Annotated in this window: 13 protein-coding genes, 1 tRNA gene and 1 riboswitch; of the genes, 8 read left to right on the forward strand and 6 right to left on the reverse strand. The window is 68.0% G+C overall.

Annotated features, from left to right (window positions below; genetic code table 11):
• Nucleotide 1: 1 nt before the first annotated feature.
• Complete coding sequence (thiS, locus tag IQ458_RS07005; RefSeq protein WP_203322337.1) at nt 2-202, reverse strand: sulfur carrier protein ThiS; 201 nt, start codon at nt 200-202, stop codon at nt 2-4.
• Nucleotides 203-375: 173 nt separating this feature from the next.
• On the opposite strand from thiS, the gene IQ458_RS07010 reads away from it, so the two are divergent.
• The 5 genes from IQ458_RS07010 to IQ458_RS07030 all read left to right on the forward strand — a co-directional run bounded on the left by IQ458_RS07010 (nt 376) and on the right by IQ458_RS07030 (nt 5,656).
• Complete coding sequence (locus IQ458_RS07010; protein ID WP_192197316.1) at nt 376-2,193, forward strand: autotransporter domain-containing protein; 1,818 nt, start codon at nt 376-378, stop codon at nt 2,191-2,193.
• A gap of 88 nt (nt 2,194-2,281) precedes the next feature.
• A tRNA-Gly gene (locus IQ458_RS07015) sits at nt 2,282-2,355 on the forward strand.
• Between the two features lie 91 nt (nt 2,356-2,446).
• Nucleotides 2,447-3,331, forward strand: coding sequence for a 30S ribosomal protein S6--L-glutamate ligase (gene rimK, locus IQ458_RS07020; protein ID WP_203322338.1), 885 nt, complete (start codon nt 2,447-2,449; stop codon nt 3,329-3,331).
• 329 nt (nt 3,332-3,660) lie between these two features.
• Nucleotides 3,661-4,344 carry a response regulator transcription factor gene (locus IQ458_RS07025; protein WP_183644157.1) on the forward strand — a complete coding sequence of 228 codons (684 nt, stop codon included), beginning with the start codon at nt 3,661-3,663 and terminating at the stop codon, nt 4,342-4,344.
• Nucleotides 4,331-5,656, forward strand: a complete 1,326-nt coding sequence (locus IQ458_RS07030; RefSeq protein ID WP_183644153.1) for a sensor histidine kinase — start codon at nt 4,331-4,333, stop codon at nt 5,654-5,656. Before IQ458_RS07025 ends, IQ458_RS07030 begins: the two co-directional genes overlap by 14 nt.
• Nucleotides 5,657-5,695: 39 nt before the next feature.
• Here IQ458_RS07030 and IQ458_RS07035 read toward each other — a convergent pair whose 3' ends face one another.
• Nucleotides 5,696-6,280, reverse strand: a complete 585-nt coding sequence (locus IQ458_RS07035; protein ID WP_203322339.1) for a hypothetical protein — start codon at nt 6,278-6,280, stop codon at nt 5,696-5,698.
• 86 nt (nt 6,281-6,366) lie between these two features.
• A complete protein-coding gene (metF, locus tag IQ458_RS07040) occupies nt 6,367-7,194 on the reverse strand; it encodes a methylenetetrahydrofolate reductase [NAD(P)H] (RefSeq protein WP_203322340.1) in 828 nt (275 codons plus the stop codon).
• A gap of 123 nt (nt 7,195-7,317) precedes the next feature.
• On the opposite strand from metF, the gene IQ458_RS07045 reads away from it, so the two are divergent.
• A complete protein-coding gene (locus tag IQ458_RS07045) occupies nt 7,318-7,875 on the forward strand; it encodes a DUF3228 family protein (RefSeq protein WP_203322341.1) in 558 nt (185 codons plus the stop codon).
• Between the two features lie 36 nt (nt 7,876-7,911).
• Here the strand turns inward: IQ458_RS07045 and ybaK are convergent, their stop codons facing one another.
• Together ybaK and ahcY are read right to left on the reverse strand one after the other, a co-directional pair.
• Complete coding sequence (gene ybaK / locus IQ458_RS07050) at nt 7,912-8,385, reverse strand: Cys-tRNA(Pro) deacylase (RefSeq protein WP_183644142.1); 474 nt, start codon at nt 8,383-8,385, stop codon at nt 7,912-7,914.
• A gap of 136 nt (nt 8,386-8,521) precedes the next feature.
• A complete protein-coding gene (gene ahcY / locus IQ458_RS07055; protein ID WP_192197318.1) occupies nt 8,522-9,955 on the reverse strand; it encodes an adenosylhomocysteinase in 1,434 nt (477 codons plus the stop codon).
• A 38-nt stretch (nt 9,956-9,993) separates the two neighbouring features.
• Nucleotides 9,994-10,084, reverse strand: a riboswitch (S-adenosyl-L-homocysteine riboswitch).
• A 132-nt stretch (nt 10,085-10,216) separates the two neighbouring features.
• On the opposite strand from ahcY, the gene IQ458_RS07060 reads away from it, so the two are divergent.
• Both IQ458_RS07060 and ppc read left to right on the forward strand, forming a co-directional pair.
• Nucleotides 10,217-12,694, forward strand: a complete 2,478-nt coding sequence (locus tag IQ458_RS07060) for a S9 family peptidase (protein WP_235996650.1) — start codon at nt 10,217-10,219, stop codon at nt 12,692-12,694.
• Nucleotides 12,695-12,840: 146 nt separating this feature from the next.
• Nucleotides 12,841-15,564: a phosphoenolpyruvate carboxylase gene (gene ppc, locus IQ458_RS07065; RefSeq protein WP_203322343.1), complete on the forward strand. Its 2,724-nt coding sequence runs from the start codon at nt 12,841-12,843 to the stop codon at nt 15,562-15,564.
• A 45-nt stretch (nt 15,565-15,609) separates the two neighbouring features.
• Here ppc and IQ458_RS07070 read toward each other — a convergent pair whose 3' ends face one another.
• Nucleotides 15,610-16,470 carry an alpha/beta hydrolase gene (locus IQ458_RS07070; protein WP_203322344.1) on the reverse strand — a complete coding sequence of 287 codons (861 nt, stop codon included), beginning with the start codon at nt 16,468-16,470 and terminating at the stop codon, nt 15,610-15,612.
• Between the last annotated feature and the right edge of the window lie 44 nt (nt 16,471-16,514).

Raw genomic sequence — 16,514 nt, forward strand, 5'->3', positions numbered from 1 at the left:
CTCAGCCGCCGCCGAGCGCGTGGACGATCTCGATGCGGTCGCCGTCGTGCAGCGCGTGGGAGGGATGCAGGCCGCGCGGCACGATTTCGCCGTTGACCTCGACGGCCACGCGGCGTTCGGCCAGGCCTTCGGATTGCAGCAGGCCGGCGATGGTGAGCGCGGCCTGGATGTGGCGGGCTTCGCCGTTCAATACGATGTTCATGCGCCTATTGTCGCCGCCCCGCCGTGCCGGTGCACGCCGGTTTGCCGCGTTGCAGCGTGAACGCCCCGGGCCTTGGTGGAACGATAGCCTCCCATGCGCCGCCGTACGGCCAACGCAGCCCACGCCGCATCGCATTCATAACGACAACATCGACATTGCCCCGGGAGAACACCATGAAATCGACCCAACGGCCGTTGCGCCGCCTGCTGGCCTTGGCCCTGGCCGCTGCCGCGACGCCTGCCTTCGCGCAGAGCAGCCCCTTCTCGCAAACCATCTTCTTCGGTGACAGCCTGACCGACAGCGGACATTTCCGGCCGACCCTGGTCCAGCTCAACCCGGGCGCCGCGGTCGCGGGCCGCTTCACCACCAACCCGGGCTTCGTCTGGTCCGAATTCCTGGCCCAGTACTACGGCACGGGTGCGGTGAGCGCCAACCAGGGCGGCACCAATTACGCGGTGGGTGGTGCCCGCACCGGTACGGATGGTTCGCAGGCCTTCGGCCCGATCACGGTGCCGGTTCCGGCGCTGACCACCCAGTTGGCCTCGTATCTGGGCACGACCGGCGGCAAGGCCGACGCGCGCGCGCTGTACACGGTCTGGGGCGGCCCCAACGATCTGTTCGCGGCCGTCGCCAACCCGTCGCAGACGCCGGCCATCATCGGCGCGGCGGTGACGTCGCAGGTCACCGTGGTCGCCGGCCTCAAGCAGGCCGGCGCCGAGTACATCCTGGTGCCGAACATCCCCGACCTCGGCCGCACGCCAGCCTTCCTCAACAATGCCGGCGCCACCCAGCTGGCCGCGACCTACAATGCCGCGCTCTACAACGGCCTGACCGCGCAGGGCCTGCGGGTCATCCCGCTGGATACCTTCAACTTCCTGCGCGAAATCACTTCCGCGCCGGGCCAGTACGGTTTCGCCAATGTGACCACGCCGGCCTGCGGCGCGGTGTCGTCGCTGTTGTGCGTACCGCAGAACTACGTGGATCCGAACGCCGCGGCGACCTATGCGTTCGCCGACGGCGTGCATCCGTCGATGACCGCGCACCAGATGCTGGGCCAGTACGCCATTTCGGTGCTGGAAGGCCCGCGCCAGCTGGCCGTGCTGCCGTACACCGCCTCGGTGATCGGCCGCTCGCGCGCCGACCGCGTCGCCAGCCACATCGACGCCAAGCCGGAATCCGACGGCGTGCGCTGGTGGGGCGACCTGCGTGGCGACTCACTGCGCTACGACGAGGGCGATTTCGACGGCATCACCCCGACCGGCACCTTTGGCCTGGACTGGACGCGTGGTGATTTCGTGTTCGGCGGCTTCGCCGGTTTCGGTCGCGGCAAGATGGACTTCGGCGACAGCCGCGGCAGCTTCAAGCAATCGGATGCCACCCTCGGCGGCTTTGCCGGTTGGTACCAGGATCGCATGTGGGTCAATGGCCAGGTCAGCTACACTTGGCTGTCCTACGACGTGGACCGCGAGATCCCGTTCGGTCCCGCCACCCGCCGCCACAGTGGTTCGCCGGACGGCAGCAACCTGACCGCGGCGATCAGCGCCGGCTACGATTTCGAGCACGGCAAGCTGCGCCACGGCCCGGTCGCCAGCGTGGTCGCCCAGCGGGTCAAGCTGGACGGCTATTCGGAAAGCAACCCCAGTTCCACCGCGCTGACCTATGGCGACCAGGATCTGGATTCGCTGATCGGCAGCGTCGGCTGGAAAGCCAGCATCCAGGCCACCGAGCACACCCGCCCGTACGCGCAGCTGACCTACGATCACGAGTTCGAGGAAGCCGATCGCCAGGTGTTCGCCAGCCTGCAGTCGATGCCCGGCGTGATGCCGTACGCGGTGCCGGGCCTGAACTTCGATCGCAACTACGGCACCCTCACCGTCGGTGCCCGCACGCAGGTCTTCGGCCTCGACGCCGACGTCGGCGCGCGGGTTTCGGCCGGCAAGAAGGACGGTCACGATGCGACCGTGTTCGTCAGCCTGGGTGGCGGCTTCTGATTCCACCGATCACCTGCTTTGCCTTGCGGCGCCCCTCGTGGGCGCCGCATTGCATCGGCGCCCCGACACCGCATAGACTCGTTCCCGTGCGGGTGTAGTTCAATGGTAGAACTGCAGCTTCCCAAGCTGCTAACGTGGGTTCGATTCCCATCACCCGCTCCACTTTTCCCTTCCCCCCTTCCATGTCACCGGGCCGTCATCCACGGTTGCCGGGGACGTGCGATTCTCTGGGCCTCAGCCGCGGCGACCCGCCATGAAACTGGCCATCCTTTCGCGCAACAGCAAGCTCTATTCCACCCGCCGGCTGGTCGAGGCGGCCCGCGAGCGCGGCCATTCGGTGCGCGTGCTGGATCCGCTGCGCTGCTACATGCGCATCGCCTCGCACGGGTTCGCGATGCACTACATGGGCAAGCCGATCGCCGGGTATGCGGCGGTGATTCCACGCATCGGCGCCTCGGTGACCCGCTATGGCACGGCGGTGCTGCGGCAGTTCGAACTGATGGGCAGCTTCAGCCCGAATCCGTCCGACGCCATCCTGCGCGCGCGCGACAAGCTGCGCGCGCACCAGTTGCTGGCGGCACAGGGCATCGGCCTGCCGATTACCGTGTTCGGCGACAACCCGGACGACACCACCGACCTGCTGTCGATGCTCGGCCCGCCACCGCACGTGATCAAGCTCAACGAAGGCGCCCAGGGCGCCGGGGTGATGCTGACCGAGAAGCCGTCCGCCTCGCGCAGCGTGGTGGAAGCCCTGCGTGGCCTGTACGCCAATTTCGTGGTGCAGGAGTTCATCGGCGAGGCCGAGGGCGCCGACCTGCGCTGCTTCGTGGTCGGCGACCAGGTCATCGCCTCCATGCGCCGGCAGGCACCCGAGGGTGATTTCCGCTCCAACCTGCATCGCGGCGGCACCGCCGAGGCCGCCCCGGCGACCGAGGAAGAGCGGGCGGTCGCGGTCCGCGCCGCGCAGGTGCTGGGATTGGGCGTGGCCGGAGTGGACCTGATCCGGTCCAGGCGCGGTCCCCTGGTCCTGGAAGTGAACTCCACCCCCGGCCTGGAAGGCATCGAGGCGGTCTGTGGCGTGGACGTGGCGGGGGCCATCGTCGACCACCTGGCGGACGGGGCCGCCTGTTCAGGCTGAACCTTTGCCTGAACAGGGCGTTTTCACGTGGAATTAACGCGAGCTTTAACGGTTTTTTAGTCGAAATCCGCGTAGCCTTGCCCGACCGCAGCTCTGCGTCTTCCCTGGATTGGGTTACTTCCGGAAAGCACAGGATTACGGTAATCGGGGCACATCTTGGCCCAGGTCGGCGCCCGCCGGCCTGGGCTTTTTCTTTGCAATGAGGGGCGTTGCGGGGCCGATTGATCCGTGCACGGAGCCGTGCAGGGAGAATTTGTTAAATTCAGGGCCTCACTTTTGGAACCGCGGCCCGCAGGACGGGTCGAACGGATCCCAACACAGGAACCGCCATGCGAATTCTGGTCATTGAAGACAACAGCGACATCGCCGCCAACCTCGGGGACTACCTGGAGGAACGCGGCCACACCGTGGACTTCGCCGCCGACGGCGTCACCGGCCTGCACCTGGCCGTGGTCCACGAGTTCGACGCCATCGTGCTGGATCTCAACCTGCCGGGCATGGACGGGCTGGAAGTCTGCCGCAAGCTGCGCAACGAGGCGCGCAAGCAGACCCCGGTGCTGATGCTGACCGCCCGCGACTCCCTGGACAACAAGCTGGCCGGCTTCGACTCCGGCGCCGACGACTACCTGATCAAGCCGTTCGCCCTGCAGGAGGTGGAAGTGCGCCTCAACGCGCTGTCGCGTCGCGGCAAGGGCGTGCAGACGCGGGTGCTGGAAGTCGGTGATCTGGAATACAACCTGGACACCCTGGAAGTGCGCCGGCAGGGCAAGCTGCTGCAACTCAACCCGACCGCGCTGAAGATCCTGCAGGCGCTGATGGAAGCCTCGCCGGCGGTGGTCACCCGCCAGGAACTGGAAACCCGGGTCTGGGGCGAGGAATTGCCCGACTCGGATTCCCTGCGTGTGCACATCCACGGCCTGCGCGCGGTGGTCGACAAGCCGTTCGAAGTCCCCCTGATCCAGACCCGCCACGGCATCGGCTACCGGATCGCCGCGCCCGATGGCAACGGCTGAGCCCGGACGCCCGGCGGCGGCGCGCGCCCGCAAGTTCCGCCACCGCCTTCGCACCCGCATCATCCTGTCGTTTTTCCTGCTGGGCACCGGCCTGACCGGCCTGTTCGCCTATCTGACCGACGTCGCCCGCCAGCGCGTGGAAACACAGCTGGTGGAAGACGTGATGAACCAGAACATCGACGAGTACATGCGTCGTTTCTACCTGGACCCTAGCGGGAACCCGGACATCAAGGTCCAGCAGATACGCGCCTACGTGTTCGCACCCGACAGCGAGCGGCTGCGGACCGAGTTCCCCGACTGGATTCGCCTGCGCGACGGAACCCACAACATCACCGGCGTCGATGAAACCGGGGTCGAGTACGCCTACAAGCTGGCGGTGAGGAAAGCCCCCGAGCAGTGGTTTTTCCTGGCCTATGACATGACCCAGTCGCGCAAGGGCGAAGTGCAGCTCAAGCGCTGGCTGTACCTGGCCGTGTTGTTGTTCGGCGCGCTGTCACTGATCATCGGCTGGTGGTCCGCCTCGCGCGTGATGAGTCCGGTTTCTAACCTGGCGCGCCGGTTGCGCGCCTACAAGGGCAGCAGCGATCCCAAGCCGCTGGCGCCCCATTTTCCCGAGGACGAAGTGGGCGAGCTGGCCAAGGCGCTGGATGACTATTCCGACCGCCTGACCGAGGTGGTCCAGCGCGATCGCGAGTTCAACGCCGACGTCAGCCACGAACTGCGTACGCCGCTGGCCATCATCCGCGGCTCGGTCGAATTGATGCTGTCGCGCCAGGACCTGGACGAGAAGACCCGCACGCGCATCCTGCGCATCCAGCGCGCGGAGCAGCAATGCACGGATCTCATCAGCGCTCTGCTGCTGCTGTCGCGGAGCGAACGCGGGCACGGCAACACCGACGTTGGCCGGGTGGCGGAACAACTGCTGGACGCGCACCGCGCCCAGTTGGGTGGAAAGACGCTGGACCTCCGGGTTGAGGGCGATTGCGGGTTGAAGATCGATGCGCCGGAAGCCGCGCTATCGGTGGCCCTGGGCAATCTGATCGGCAACGCGGTCAAGTACACCCAGGAAGGCGAGGTCGTCGTGAGGTTGTTGCCGACGGCGGTGGAAGTCATTGATTCCGGTCCGGGGCTGAGCAAGGAAGACGCCGCCCGTCTGTTCGAACGCGGTTACCGCGGTACCCACGCCGGTCATTCACAGGGAGGCGGCATTGGCCTTTCGATCGTCAGTCGTCTTTGCGATCTGTATGGCTGGCGGGTCGGGGTGAAGCCGGGAGAGCAACGCGGCGTGATCGCCACGCTTCGCTTTTCCTGACCGGGAACGCCTCCTCGGGCGGGCGCATTCCGATCGTGCCTACAGCGTGATCCAGAAGCAGTTGTAGGCGCGCCGCAGGCCGAACACCGTTCGCGACGGCGTCGCGCTGTTCTTCAGTGTCTGCTCCAGCCGCAGGCCGACGGGCCGTTGCGGGGTGGTCTGCGGGTAGTAGCCATCGGTGTTGGCGTCCAGCACGCTGCCGTCCTCGGCCAGCACCGGCGTGGCGGGGCGAATCGGGACGATGTCGATGAGCGGGCGCTGCACCACCGCTTCCAGCTGATCCAGGATGCGGTGGGCGGATCGGTCGGAGATCCCGTTCCATTGGTAGATGTCGGCCAGCCGGTTGACGTCGCGCGCGTCGACGGCGGCGGTGATCTGCGCCACCAGATCGCTGAGCGTGCGCGAACAGGTGCCGCGATACAGGCCGGAGGCGCCGCGCGTGGACGCGGTGGCGGGATTCGGCAGGCGGTCCATCGCGCCGATGTCCTCGCAGCGCTTGTCGGTGTAGACGGTTTCGCCGGTCATGGTGGTGCAGCGCTGCACCGGATCCTGGGCGCTGGCGGGAAGGATTCCCGTGGGCCAGGCCAGGCAGGCGGCAAGCAGCGGCAGGAGGATGAGTCGCATCGCATCAGCCTACCGGCCGACGCGTGGCCCGCCAATGAGCTTCATGCATGCGCGCCAACCGCAACGCCGCGCACACCACCCGTGGTTCAGCGCCCCAGCCGGCTCAGCACGGCCTGGGTGGGCTTGGCCAGGTTCAGGGTGTAGAAGTGCAGCGACGGGGCGCCGCCGGCAATCAGCCGTTCGCACAGGTTGGCGACCACGTCCGCGCCGAACTCGCGGATGCTGTCCACGTCGTCGCCATAGGCCTGCATGCGCTTGGCGATCCAGCGCGGAATCTCGGCGCCGCAGGCTTCGGAGAAGCGCTTGAGCTGGGAATAGTTGGAGATCGGCATGATGCCGGGCACGATCGGAATGTCCACGCCCAGCTTGCGGGCGGCGTCGACGAAGTGGAAATAGGCGTCGGGGTTGTAGAAGTACTGGGTGATCGCGCCATCGGCACCGGCATCGACCTTGGCCTTGAAGTACTTCAGATCACTGAGCGCATCGTCGGATTGCGGGTGCGTCTCGGGATAGGCGCCGACCTCGATGTGGAAGGTATCGCCATGCTCGGCGCGGATGAACGCGATCAGTTCCGAGGCGTAGCGCAGGTCGCCGGGGTGGCCCATGCCGGAAGGCAGGTCGCCGCGCAGGGCGACGATGCGCTTGCAGCCGATGGCGCGGTACAGCTTGAGCAGTTCGCGGATTTCCTCGCGGCTGCCGCCCACGCAGGACAGGTGCGGCGCGGCGGAGAAGCCATGCTGCTGGTTGAGATGGCGGACCGTCTCGGAGGTGTAGCTGAGGGTGGAGCCGCCGGCGCCGAACGTGCAGGAAACATATTCGGGACCATATCCCTTCAGCTTCTCCGCGGTGCGGTCGAGCTGGGCACGCTGCTCGTCGGTCTTGGGGGGGTAGAACTCGAAGCTTAGGGCGGTCATGGGCGGGCAGGGCGACGGAAACGCGTCCATTATATCTCTCCATCAAGATGGATATGCAAACGCTGTGGCCGCCGGCTTGCGGCCACGCGCTACCCTGTGCGGGACCTTTCACCGCGCTCGTCCATGTCCATCGTCCTCACGCCGTTCGCCCGCACCCGCCTGTTTCCCCGCGAGACCCGCCGCAACACCATCCAGGACTGCACGCCGGAGCAGTTCGAGCAGCATCTGAACCGGCACGCGCCGCTGAACGACCTGCCGGGCTATGCGCCGTTCTGCCGGCTGCACGTGCACCGGAACTGGACCTCCACCCGCTGCCTGACCGTGCCGATCACCGACGGCAACCGCCATCGGCTGCGGTCGGCCTACGAGGCCCGCACCCGCGAGGAGCTGCCGGTGCTGGTGCGCTGGTTCGAGGGCGTGGAGCCGCCGGTGGCGCGCTACCTGGTGGTGATCCTGTACAGCCGCGAGCAACTGGCGCGCGAGGGCAGTCCCATCGACGCCGACTGGGGCGTGGTCGGCTGCCTGTATACCGCCGAACCCGAGGAGATCCCGATGGCGCCCATCACCATGATGCGCAACGCGCTGGGCGTCGAGGAGGGCGGCTCCGGCACGCCGCTGGACCGCGACGCCTATCGCCGCGCGGTGGAATTCTGGGAGAACAACGCCAACTGGCGGCCGTAATCCCGTACCGGAGGCGAAGGCCGCGGGCGGCGCCCTTCAGCGGGCGCGACCGATCGGCGCGAAGCGGGCGTCGGTCAGGCGCGCGAGATCGGCCGGGGCCAGTTCCACTTCCAGTCCGCGCCGGCCCGCGCTGACGTGGATCGCCGGCAGCGACTGCGCGCTGGCGTCCAGGAAGGTCCGCAGCCGCTTCTTCTGCCCCAGCGGGCTGATGCCGCCGACCAGGTAGCCGGTCGCGCGCTGGGCGGCGTCGGCGGCGGCCATGTCGCAGCGCCGGCAGCCGGCGGCCTCGGCGAGCGCCTTGAGGTCGAGCTGGCCGGCGACCGGAACGATGGCCACCAGCAGTTCGCGGGATTCGGTGGCGGCCAGCAGGGTCTTGAACACCCGGGCCGGGTCCAGGCCCAGCTTCTCGACCGCTTCGGTGCCGTAGGAACCGGCGTCGCGATCATGCGCATAGGCGTGCACGGCATGGGCGATGCGCTGTCGCTTGAGCAGTTCGATGGCAGGGGTCATGGGCGATGTCCGTGTCGTCGGAGGCGATCATGCTGGCCGCGCCGCGCGCCGTCGTCTTGAACGGGCTTGCTGTCCATGAACGACGACGGGCGCCCGAAGGCGCCCGTCGCGTTGCAACTGTTGACCGGAACCGCGATCAGTAGCGGTAGTGATCCGGCTTGTACGGGCCTTCCACCGGCACGCCGAGGTAATCGGCCTGGTCCTGGGTCAGCTTGGTCAGCTTGACGCCGATCTTTTCCAGGTGCAGGCGCGCCACTTCCTCGTCCAGGTGCTTGGGCAGGCGGTAGACGGTCTTCTCGTAGACGTCCTTGTTCGCCCACAGGTCGATCTGGGCCAGGGTCTGGTTGGCGAACGAGTTGGACATCACGAAGCTGGGATGGCCGGTGGCGCAGCCCAGGTTGACCAGACGGCCTTCGGCCAGCAGGAACATCGCGTTGCCGTTCGGGAACACGTACTTGTCCACCTGCGGCTTGATGTTGACCTTCTGCACGCCGGGGAAGTTGACCAGCGCGTCGACCTGGATCTCGTTGTCGAAGTGGCCGATGTTGCACACGATGGCCTGGTCCTTCATCGCCTTCATGTGATCGATGGTGATGATGTCCTTGTTGCCGGTCGTGGTGACGTAGATGTCGGCCGTGCCCAGGGTGTCTTCGATGGTGTTGACCTCGAAGCCTTCCATCGCCGCCTGCAGCGCGCAGATCGGATCGATTTCGGTGACGATGACGCGGGCGCCGTAGGCGCGCAGCGAGTGCGCCGAACCCTTGCCGACGTCGCCGTAACCGCAGACCACGGCGACCTTGCCGGCCAGCATCACGTCCATCGCGCGCTTCAGGCCATCGGCCAGCGACTCGCGGCAGCCGTACAGGTTGTCGAACTTGGACTTGGTGACCGAATCGTTGACGTTGATCGCCGGGACCAGCAGGGTGCCGGCTTCGGCCAGCTGGTACAGGCGGTGCACGCCGGTGGTGGTTTCCTCGGACACGCCCTTCCAGGCCTTGACCACTTCGGTCCAGTAGCCCGGACGCTCCTTGTGCACGCGCTTGAGCAGGTTCTTGATCACCTGCTCCTCGTGGCTGGAGGAGGCGGTGTTGACCCAGTCCGAACCGTTTTCCAGTTCGTAGCCCTTGTGGATCAGCAGGGTCACGTCGCCGCCGTCGTCGACGACCAGCTCCGGACCCAGCTTGCCGCCACCGAAACTCAGCGCGTCGAGCGTGCAGTCCCAGTACTCTTCCAGGCTCTCGCCCTTCCAGGCGAATACCGGGGTGCCACTGGCGGCGATCGCGGCGGCGGCGTGATCCTGGGTGGAGAAGATGTTGCACGAGGCCCAGCGCACGTCGGCGCCCAGGTCGACCAGCGTCTCGATCAGCACGGCGGTCTGGATGGTCATGTGCAGCGAACCGGTCACCCGCACGCCCTTGAGCGGCTTGGCGGCGGCGTGCTTGCGGCGGATGGACATCAGGCCCGGCATCTCGTGCTCGGCGATGTCGATTTCCTTGCGGCCCCAGTCGGCCAGGGAAATGTCGGCGACCTTGTAGTCACCCTCGGTGGAGAACTGGCGTACGGCGTTCATGGTTCGGCTCCGGTTAATGGGCGAGCTGTGCTCGCATTCTTGACCGGGCGCCGTTACAGAAAAGTCCTGCCGAGCCTGGCCATCGATGCTTCTCCTGAAGCCGTCATGGTCGCAGCGCCCCTCGGCGAGGGCGGCCATTATATCGGCTGTTCCGGATGAAGCGATGGATGGGCCGGGCATGACCGACGGCCGTGGCCCGACCGGGATCGGGGTTGTTAAGCTCGAATGAAACCCTGTCGCGAGAGAGTCCCAATGCCCTCCATGCCCCGTATCGCCGCGCTGGCCCTGGCGATGACCCTGCTGGCGCCGGCCGCCATCGCCCGTACGCCGGCCGCCGCACCCAAGGTCGCGGCGGTCGCCGACACCGGCTACCAGCTTCCGCCGGCACCGCTGCGGGCCATCGTCGACGCGCCGCGCCGTCCCGACATCTCGGTCAGCCCCCGCCGCGACCTGCTGGCCCTGATGCAGGTCCCCACGCTCCCGGGCATCGATGTGGTCGCCCAGCCGGAGCTGAAACTGGCCGGCCTGCGCATCCATCCGCGCAGCCATTCGGCCAGCCGGTTCTCGTTCGGCACCGACTTCTGGCTGCAGGAGATCGCCACCGGCAAGGAACTGCGCATCCAGGGGCTGCCGCAGCCGCTGTCGATGGTCGGTTTCCGCTGGTCGCCGGACCAGCGCTACATCGCGTTCAACCGCATCGATCCGCAATCGGCCGCCAACGAACTGTGGTTGATCGACGTGGCATCGCGCGGCGCGCGCCGATTGACCGATCGCGCCCTCAACACCGTCGTCGGCCGTGGCTACGCCTGGCTGGGCGACAGCAGCCGCCTGCTGGTCCAGTTGCAGCCGCAGGGGCAGGGCGAGACGCCCGAGCGCAGCGGGGTGCCGACCGGCCCCAACGTGCAGCAGACCCAGGCGGGCGGCGGCGTGGTGCAGATCCGCACCTACCAGGACATGCTGCGCAACGAGGACGACGCGCGCCTGCTGGAGTACCAACTGCGTTCGCAGCCGGCGCTGGTCGATCTGAGCGGTGCGGTGAAGCCGCTGGGCAATCCGGATCTGAACCTGTCGCTGTCGCCGTCGCCGGACGGCCGTTACCTGCTGCGTCGCCGGGTCGAGCGGCCATTCTCCTATCTGGTGCCGGTGACTTCGTTCCCGACCCGCATCGAAGTCCTGGACATGCAGGGACGGCTGGTCCACGAAGTGGCGAAGTTGCCGCTGATCGAAGGCCTGCCGCCCGGCAACGACGCGGTGCCCGCCGGCGTGCGCGACATCCAGTGGCGGGCCGACGCCGACGCCACGCTGGTCTGGGCCGAGGCCCAGGACGGCGGCGATCCTTCGCGTGAAGCGGCCATCCGCGACGCGGTGATGATGCAGGCCGCGCCCTTCGACAAGCCGCCGGTGACGCTGGCGCGCCTCGGCATGCGCCTGGCCGACATCCAGTGGGGCGACGGCCGGTTGGCGCTGATCAGCGAGGCGTGGTGGAAGAACCGCCAGATCCGCGAATGGCGGATCGCGCCGGACGACGCGGCGCAGGCACCGAAGCTGATCCGCGAGGGGTCCTACGAGGATCGCTACAACGATCCCGGCCAGCCGGTGCTGGCGCAGGACGAACGCGGTGAAATGCGCCTGATGCTCGCCGCCGATGGACACAGCATCTACCGGATTGGCGACGGCGCGTCGCCGGAAGGGGATCGTCCCTTCCTCGACAAGGTGGATCTCGAGCAGGGCGGCAAGACCCGCCTGTTCCATTCGCAGGCGCCTTACTACGCCGTGCCGGTGGCACCGCTGGACGCCGATGGCCAGCGCCTGCTGATCACCCGCGAATCGCCGGACGAGCCAACCAACCTGTTCATCGCCGAAGGCGGGGCGGAGCCGCGCGCGCTGACCCGCTTCCCGCATCCGACCCCGCAGCTGAAGGGCGTGAAGAAGCAGCAGGTCCGCTACAAGCGCAAGGACGGCGTGGATCTGACCGCGACGCTGTACTTGCCGCCGAACTACGACCCCAAACGCGACGGCCGCCTGCCGATGCTGATGTGGGCCTATCCGGCGGAGTTCAAATCCGCCGAGGCCGCCGGCCAGGTGACTGATTCGCCGTACCGCTTCAACACGATCAGCTATTGGGGGCCGCAGGCGTTCCTGGCGATGGGCTATGCGGTGTGGGACGACTTCTCGGTGCCGATCGTGGGCGAGGGCGACAAGGAACCCAACGACACCTACGTGCCGCAACTGGTCGCCAGCGCCGAGGCGGCGGTGGACGAGGCGGTGCGCCTGGGCGTGGCCGATCGTGATCGCATCGCGGTGGGTGGCCATTCCTATGGCGCGTTCATGACCGGAAACCTGCTCGCGCATACGCGCCTGTTCAAGGCCGGCATCGCCCGCAGCGGCGCTTACAACCGCACCCTGACGCCGTTCGGCTTCCAGGCCGAGGAGCGCAATTTCTGGCAAGCCCCGGACGTGTACGAAACCATGTCGCCGTTCAACCACGCGGATCGGATCAAGGACGCGCTGCTGCTGATCCACGGCGAACAGGACAACAATTCCGGCACCTTCCCGATCCAGAGCGAGCGCATGTACGCGGCGATCAAGGGACTGGGCGGCACCGCGCGGCTGGTGATGCTGCCGAACGAGTCGCATGGCTACCGCGCGCGCGAATCGATCCTGCAGATGCTGGCCGAATCCAACGCCTGGCTGGATCGCTACGTGAAGCAGGCCGCGCCGGCCGCGGCCAAGCGCTGACCGGAACCAGACCGGAACCGGACCAATTGCGGTCCGGTTCGGCTGTCCCGGCGGATATCCCGGGACAGGCGTGCGGCGGTGCAGCAAACGGCGGCCGAATTGGGGTAGTGTTGGGAGCTCACCCCGACGTCCGGTTTGCCGCCTCGATGAATTCGCCCCGCAGTCTCGAGTTCGCTCCACCCGATGTACCGCTTCGTGAAGACGTGCGCCGGCTTGGCGCGCTGGTCGGCGACATGCTGGCCGAACAGGTATCGCCCGCGTTCCTGGATGAAGTCGAACGCGTGCGCACCACCGCGATCGCGCGCCGCCAGAGCGACGCGCCGCCACAGTCGCTGGCGGGATTGCTGGCCGGGCTGAAACCCACGCAGGCGGAAGGCCTGATCCGCGCGTTCAGCGCGTACTTCCAGGTGGTCAACATCGCCGAGCGCGTGCACCGCATCCGCCGCCGCCGCGATTACCAGCGCACCGACAGCAGCAAGCCGCAACCGGAAGGCCTGCAGGACGTGCTGCTGCGACTGAAGGCACAGGGCGTGGGCATCGACGAACTCGCGCAATGGCTGCCGCGCATCGACATCGAGCCGGTGTTCACCGCGCATCCCACCGAGGCGGTCCGGCGCGCGCTGCTGGAGAAGGAACAACTGATGGTCGCCAGCCTGGTCAACGGGCTGGACGGCACCCGCACGCCTGGCGAACAGGCCACCGACACCGCGCGTTTCCGGATGGCGCTGACCTCGGCCTGGCAGACCGCCGACTCCTCGCCGGTGCGTCCCGGCGTCGAGGACGAGCGCGAGCATGTCGGCTTCTACCTGCTCGAAGTGCTGTACCGGGTGATGCCGGTGCTGTACGAAACACTGGAAAGCGCGATCACCCAGGTCTACGGCGAACATCCGGCGATCACCCGCCATCTGCCCCGGTTGCTGCGCTTCGGCACCTGGGTCGGCGGCGACATGGACGGCAATCCGAATGTCGACGCCGGCACCGTCACCGCGACGCTCAACGCGCAGCGCGCGGTGATCCTGCGCCGCTACATCAAGGAACTGCGCCAGCTCACCACGCTGCTCAGCCAGTCGAGTTCGCTGGTCGGCGTGTCGGCCGAGGTGCTGGCGCGCGTGGACGAATACCGCGAACTGCTGCCGAAGGCCGCCGCGCAGTCGCGCCCGCGCCACGGCGACATGCCTTATCGCCTGCTCAACGATCTGATGCGGGCGCGGTTGCAGGCGACGCTGGAAGATCTGCCGCAGGGTTACACGGGGCCCGATGAACTCGCCGCCGACGTGGATCTGATCCTGCGCAGCCTGGAAGACAACCGCGGCATCCACGCCGGCTGGTTCGCGGTGCGCCGGCTGGCCTGGCGCATCCGCAGCTTCGGCTTCCACCTGGCGCGGCTGGATGTGCGCCAGGAATCCAGCGTGCACGCGCGCGCGGTCGCGGCGGCGCTGGCGGATTCGGAATGGGAATCGCGCGACGCGGTCGAGCGCGGTGCGCTGCTGGCACCGTATGCCAGCGGCGAGCAGGTGCTGCCGGCTTCGGAGGACGAGGGCAATCCACGCCTGGACGCGGTGTTCGCCGCATTGGGCGACGCGCGCCGCCGGCATGGCACCGACGCGCTGGGCGCCTACATCATCAGCATGGCGCACAACCGCGCCGACGTGCTCACCGTGCTGGCGCTGGCGCGTCGTGGTGGACTGGTCGACGACGATGGCAACGTGCCGCTGGACATCGCGCCGCTGTTCGAAACCGTGGACGATCTGCGCCACGGCCCGGAGACCCTGCGCGACCTGATGGCCGATCCGGTGTACCGCGCGCACCTGGCCGCGCGCGGCAACGTGCAGATGGTGATGCTTGGCTATTCCGACAGCGGCAAGGACGGCGGCATCGCCGCCTCGCGCTGGGGATTGCAGCGCGGGCAGGTCGAATTGCTGCAGACCGCCAATGAACTCGGCATCAAGCTGACCTTCTTCCATGGCCGCGGCGGTTCGATCAGCCGCGGCGGCGGCAAGACCACCCGCGCGGTCGATGCGTCGCCGCGCGGCAGCGTCGATGGCCGCCTGCGGGTGACCGAGCAGGGCGAGGTCATCCATCGCAAGTACGGCATCCGCGCGCTGGCGCTGCGCTCGCTGGAACAATCGGTCGGCGCGGTGCTGGCCTCCTCGTTGCGCCCGCGTCCGCTGGAGCCGCGCGAGCCGGGCTGGCGGGACATCATGGACACCGTCGCAGGCCATAGCAGCGAGGTCTATCGCGGGTTCGTCGGCGCGCCGCGCTTCATGGACTATTTCCGCAGCGCCACGCCGATCGACGTGATCGAACGGATGACGCTGGGTTCGCGGCCCTCGCGCCGGCTCGGCCAGGATGCGGCGCTGGGCAACCTGCGCGCGATTCCGTGGGTATTCGCCTGGAGCCAGGCGCGCGCGGTGATTCCCGGCTGGTTCGGCGTCGGCAGCGGGCTGCAGGCGGCGGTGGATGCGCATGGCGAGGACGCGGTGCTGGAGATGGCGCGCGACTGGCCGTTCTTCCGCACCTTCCTCGACGACATCTCGATGGTGCTGGCCAAGGGCGATCTGAGCATCGCCGGTATGTTCTCGCGGATGGCCGGCGACCTGCACGAGGAGTTCTTCCCGCGCATCCAGCGCGAGCATGCGCTGACCCTGCACTGGGTCCTGAGCCTGACCGGCGACGAATGGCTGCTGCAGCACGATCAGCGGCTGGCGCTGTCGATACGCCTGCGCAATCCCTACATCGACCCGATCAGCGTGTTGCAGGCGGATCTGCTGCGGCGCTGGCGCGAGACCGGGCGCGAGGACGACACCCTGTTGCGCGCGTTGGTGGCGAGCATCAACGGCGTGTCGCAGGGCGTGCAGAACACCGGTTGAGGCCCGCGGCGCCGGGATGGCGAATCCTCCCGGCGGACTCCGCCGTCAGGGCTGGCTGCCGCGCTTGGGCTTGTCCAGTTGCAGGTCCAGCCAGCGCAGCAGATCCGCGACCACGCGGCTGCGTTCGGGGTCGGCCTCGTTGTAGATCTCGTGGTACAGGCGCAGGTATTCGTGTGCCTGCAGCTTGCGCTGGGGCGCGGCGGCGGCGAAGGCGCGGGCGCCGGCCGGATCAACCAGATGGTCGTCGGCCGCGAACTGCAGCAGCGTGGGCGTTTTCAGGCTGGCGGCCCGCGCGACCACGCGGGGACCGCCGGTGAAGATGAAATGCGCCAGCCGCGCGCTGATGCGCGAATGGTTGAGCGGATCCTCCAGATACTCGCGCTCGATATGGGGATCGTGCGAAAGCCGGCTCGCGGCCAGGCCCGTGCGCAGCGTCAGCCCCGGCCACCAGCCGGACAGCGTGCGTGCCAACGCCCGCTGCGCGCCGCCGGCATGGGTCGCCAGCGCGGGCGATGAGGCGATCAGGCCACGCGGCGCCAGGTCCATCAGCAACACCGCGTACATGGCCACCAGCCCGCCCAGGCTGTGGCCGAACAGGAACGGCAGGTCGTCGGCCTCGGCGGCATAGGCATGGAACGCCGCCATCGTGTCGCGTGGCAACCGCGCCAGTTCGTCCACGCCGCCCTGTGGGCCTTCCGAGCGGCCGTGTCCACGGTGATCGTAGGCGCGCACCGCGATGCCGGCCGCGTTCAATTCCTCCGCCAGCCGCGCGTAGCGGCCCGAATGCTCGCCCAGGCCATGCACCAGCAGCAGGCGCGCACGCGGCCGCGGCAACGGCCAGTCGCGCGGCTGCAGGCTCAGGCCATCGTCGGTGAGCAGGGCGGAGACAGGGTGAGCGGTCGGCATGGCGCAACATCGCGCGCGCCCGCGCGGCGGTCAAGAGCCGTGGC

It is taken from the genome of Pseudoxanthomonas beigongshangi (assembly GCF_016820515.1).
GTDB lineage: Bacteria > Pseudomonadota > Gammaproteobacteria > Xanthomonadales > Xanthomonadaceae > Pseudoxanthomonas_A > Pseudoxanthomonas_A beigongshangi.